This is a genomic window from Acidocella sp. (assembly GCF_035535915.1).
Taxonomy (GTDB): Bacteria; Pseudomonadota; Alphaproteobacteria; order Acetobacterales; family Acetobacteraceae; genus Acidocella.
In genome coordinates this window covers 1-3,622 of record NZ_DATLPB010000103.1, presented here as the reverse complement: position 1 = coordinate 3,622, position 3,622 = coordinate 1, and the positions used below count along the sequence as shown (strand labels likewise).

3 protein-coding genes are annotated in these 3,622 nt (G+C 59.3%); 1 reads left to right on the top strand and 2 read right to left on the bottom strand.

What is annotated here, in order from left to right; all coding sequences use genetic code 11:
* On the bottom strand, nucleotides 1-138 hold a 138-nt coding region (locus VNC39_RS13375; protein ID WP_325400018.1), incomplete at its 3' end, for a 2-dehydro-3-deoxygalactonokinase.
* 301 nt (nucleotides 139-439) lie between these two features.
* On the opposite strand from VNC39_RS13375, the gene VNC39_RS13370 reads away from it, so the two are divergent.
* Entirely contained in the window at nucleotides 440-1,795 is a 1,356-nt protein-coding gene (locus tag VNC39_RS13370; RefSeq protein ID WP_325400016.1) for an MFS transporter, read from the top strand.
* A 174-nt stretch (nucleotides 1,796-1,969) separates the two neighbouring features.
* Here VNC39_RS13370 and VNC39_RS13365 read toward each other — a convergent pair whose 3' ends face one another.
* Nucleotides 1,970-3,412 (bottom strand): DUF2971 domain-containing protein, encoded by a 1,443-nt coding sequence (locus tag VNC39_RS13365; protein ID WP_325400014.1) that lies wholly within the window; start codon nucleotides 3,410-3,412, stop codon nucleotides 1,970-1,972.
* Between the last annotated feature and the right edge of the window lie 210 nt (nucleotides 3,413-3,622).

Genomic DNA, 3,622 nt, shown 5'->3' with positions numbered 1-3,622 from the left:
GAAATCTCCCCCAGGCGTGTGCATGATGCCCCAAGGTTCGGCGCGCGTGTCCATGATCGCTCCGTCGGTCCCCAGGAGATACGCTCGGACCGAGGACGTGCCCCAATCGAGCGCCAGCAGAGGCGGTCTTCCGGTCATTGCGTTCCCCCAGAGGCTCGGTGGCCTATTGGGGAGCACCCTAACGCGGTAACCGGCCTCTCGGCCAGAGCGGGACGGCGCGCTGCCTCTGCGCTCCCACGGCTCCGACATCGCTGCCACCGGCATTTCCGGCTCGATCTGCTCGAGCACTAGGCAAACGCGGACCGCGCCCGGCTAACACGTGAATGAACAATGGGTTGGGTGGAGCGGATTCCGCTGGTGGGCCAGCAGTCCTTCCCTACGTGACACACAATGTGTGCGCCGCGTGCATCAAACCGCGTCGGCAAGAGAGGAGGACCTGATGAGCGAGAATAAGCAGGAAGCCACTCTACCTGACAGCGCTCTGGCTGACGCGCCGTTGGTGGAACACGAAGTGATCGCAACGCGCGGCAATATCCATCGCTGGATCGAGCCCTGGTACGGCGCCTATGCCATTCTTGGCGCGCTGGCCTCGGGCCTCGCGGTCATCTCCATCCCGCTGGTCATCACCGCCGGCGGCGGCAGTGCCACGGGAATCGGCTGCACCATCGCCGCGCAAAACATCGGCGCGCTCTTCGCGCCTTTCTGGGGCGCGGTCGCCGACCGGACACGCGCCTATCGCATGGTGTTTTTCCTCGGCTTTATCCTGATAGCGCTCGGCTTTGCCGGCTTGTCCAGCCTGCGCGGCCTGGACGCCTGGACCGGCTGCGCCTTCCTCATCGGCTTTGGCACCGGCGCTTCCAACACCGTTGCCAGCCTGTTCGTCGTCGAATTTGCGCCCAAGGCGGAATGGGGGCAGCGGATCAGCTGGATGCAGACATTCAACGCGCTCGGCTCCGTGCTGGGCATGGCAGTGGCGGGACTGCTGGCGCCGCATTTCGGCACGCTGCTTGCTGCTTTGCTGGTAATCCCGGCGCTCATCCTCGGTAACCGCGGCTTGCCGGTGCCGAGCAGCCGATTCCACGTTGCGCGGCCGCATCTACGCCCGGCGGAGTGGATGCATTTGATGCATCGGGGAGGGCCGAACGCCGCCTCGGTGGTCGCACATCTGCACCGCCTGCGCCTGAGCGACCTGACGGCGTTGCGCGGCGCCGTCAGCTCCCGATTTGGCATGTTCCTGCTCAGCTGGTTCCTGTTCTCCTTGGCGGTATCCTCCTTCAGCTCGCTCTATCCGGTGCTGATGCAAAAAAGCTTTTCCGTCTCCGTGGCGCAATCCGCACTGCTGATGTCAATCGCCACGGCGCTCAGCATCCCGCTCTATAACGTGGCCGGACGGCTGATCGGGCGCCGCGGTCCAACCGCCGTGCTGGGCCTCGGCATTGCCGGCCGTGTGGTCGGCTTGGCGGGGCTGGGAGCGGTCGGCTTCCTGCATCTGCCGGGGGCAATCGTGCCGGTGTTCATCCTGTTCGGCCTCTATCAGGGGATCTGGCCGCTATTGAGCGTCGCCTCTAACGACCTGGCGGCCGAGTTGGCGCCGTTTGGCGAGGGCGCGGCGATGGGCCTGTTCAACGCCGTGGCTGCCATCGCTTCCGCGGCCGGCGCCATCGCCGGCGGTGTGGTCGCGGATCGGTTCGGCTATCCCGCGGTCAGCCTCTTCGCCGCCATTGGCGTTGGCGCGGCGTTTGCCTGCGTGGTGGCGCTTGGCCGCCGCAGCAACCGTGTCGCCGCATCCGCGTAGGTCACAGCGGCATCGGCTGGCACCATCAGTGCCGCCTTCGCAACGCCACGCGAAATCCCGCTCGGCGGGGGGTATATTCATTGCATCACGCAGCAGCCAAAGCGTAAGGAAGGCCAGGGCTCTGCCCTGGACCCGCTGGGGCCGAAAGGCCCCAGACCCCATAAATTTCCAGTACTATGTAGTAGCGGCCACAACGCCGGGGTCGATCTTTATGAGCCCGAGACGGGCGAGCTCGATCTGCCGGGTACGGTGAGAGTAGTGCGCCTGCCAGAATTCAAAGTCGGTTCGGCGTGATTCCACGCATTTTCGTTCGATGATACGCATTGCTGCAATCTTGCTTTCCGTCGAGGTTTTTAGACCAAAAACGATGCCGGCCAAGTCCTCAAATCGGTATTTGAGTTTTCGGACCTCCTTGCTCTCCAGATTTTCAAGACTGGAAGACAGGATAATGCGGTGTTCGTTTTCGTATGACCACTGCGGTAACTTGGTGCGATAGATTGAAAAAAATTTCCGCCAATACTCTTCGCGCCATTTCGCTTCGTCGCTGAACAGCGTCGTCGCGACGTCACTAAGCTCACCGTTTTGACCTGCGTACCAGAAATTTTTGAGCTTTGGTTTAGGAAGGCGGCCGAGCGACTCAAAAAAATCGATTTCCGGAAATTCTGAAGTGTATCTGATGGGTTCAAAGGGGTGAGCCACATAGCTGTAGCCCACGTGATTGTTTCCACCCCATGACGTTGCCTTGTAAAGGTCGAGGCCGGCCCCACCGGTGTTGTTCGGTTTTCCTCTAAATTTTAGGCACATGCCCTGATGGCCATCGCCGTAGTGACCCCACATCGCCGCGTTGGTTGGATCGGTCACAAAACATGCGGCGTGCCACTCGGGGTACAGCAAGCGCTCGAGCGCAGTTACGTAATAGGTCGGAAAATCATGGGCGATGAAGAGCCAAGACCGTCGATCCTCGGGAACGGGGTTATTGAGTTCGTGGATGAGAGCAAGCTGCTGGGTAATGTTCTCAGTTATGAAGAAGAGCACCTTGGCATCGTCGTCGGCCAAGGAGTGCAGCCGCAGGATTTCTGGCACTGTCGCCATTACCTCGGCGGAGAGTTCCGCCATGCCGCTTGTCGACTTCATCAGCTTGAGTCCATTGTCTTCAAAAAACTCGACGACAGTCGTGAGGATCGAAAAATGAATTAGGCGAAGGTAATATGTCAGTTCATCTCGCCTGACGGCTTTTCGGGTCTCTGACAAGTTGTTGAGCAATGGGTCGGCTGCTTCGTGATTGAAGAATGCATTGCAGGCCCGACCATAGATTTCTCGAATTGGCGCTACCGGAAGATCGATATCAGTCTCGTAGACAAGATTGCCCGCGTTCTTAGGAGTAAATTCCTTGCCCAGAAACGCCACCAATGACACAGTCCTCGTTAGACAAAGCAGGTAGTGCCTGAACAGATTTCGCCAGACGATCCGATCCCCGCGCCAGACGACATCCTTGAATCCTTCGAGTGGGTCGTTCAACTCGTTGAGTGTAGGGAAATATATCTCCTGATTTTCAAGCTCATGGTAGCCGTCAAGAAGGGCAGAGGTCGGGCGAAAACGATAGAAATGGTCCGGCATGTGTCCCTCCAGCGGGCCAGGCGTCTGAAGTCGGAACTCAACGTGGGCTGCGCACGGTTCTATGGGTTAGTTAAGTAATCATGTCAGCGATATATATTAACTTTATGAAACGGATCTGCGCAATATCTGCTGAGAATTGGAGACGGGGGCCTTACCTTAAAGCGCCTGCCTGAACGTCAAATTAATCCGCGCGCGTCCTGTTAGCGGATG

Excerpts from the sequence above, each read along its gene's own strand:
- VNC39_RS13370 (WP_325400016.1), top strand. The coding sequence starts at position 440 with ATGAGCGAGAATAAGCAGGAAGCCACTCTACCTGACAGCGCTCTGGCT.
- VNC39_RS13365 (WP_325400014.1), bottom strand. The coding sequence starts at position 3,412 with ATGCCGGACCATTTCTATCGTTTTCGCCCGACCTCTGCCCTTCTTGAC.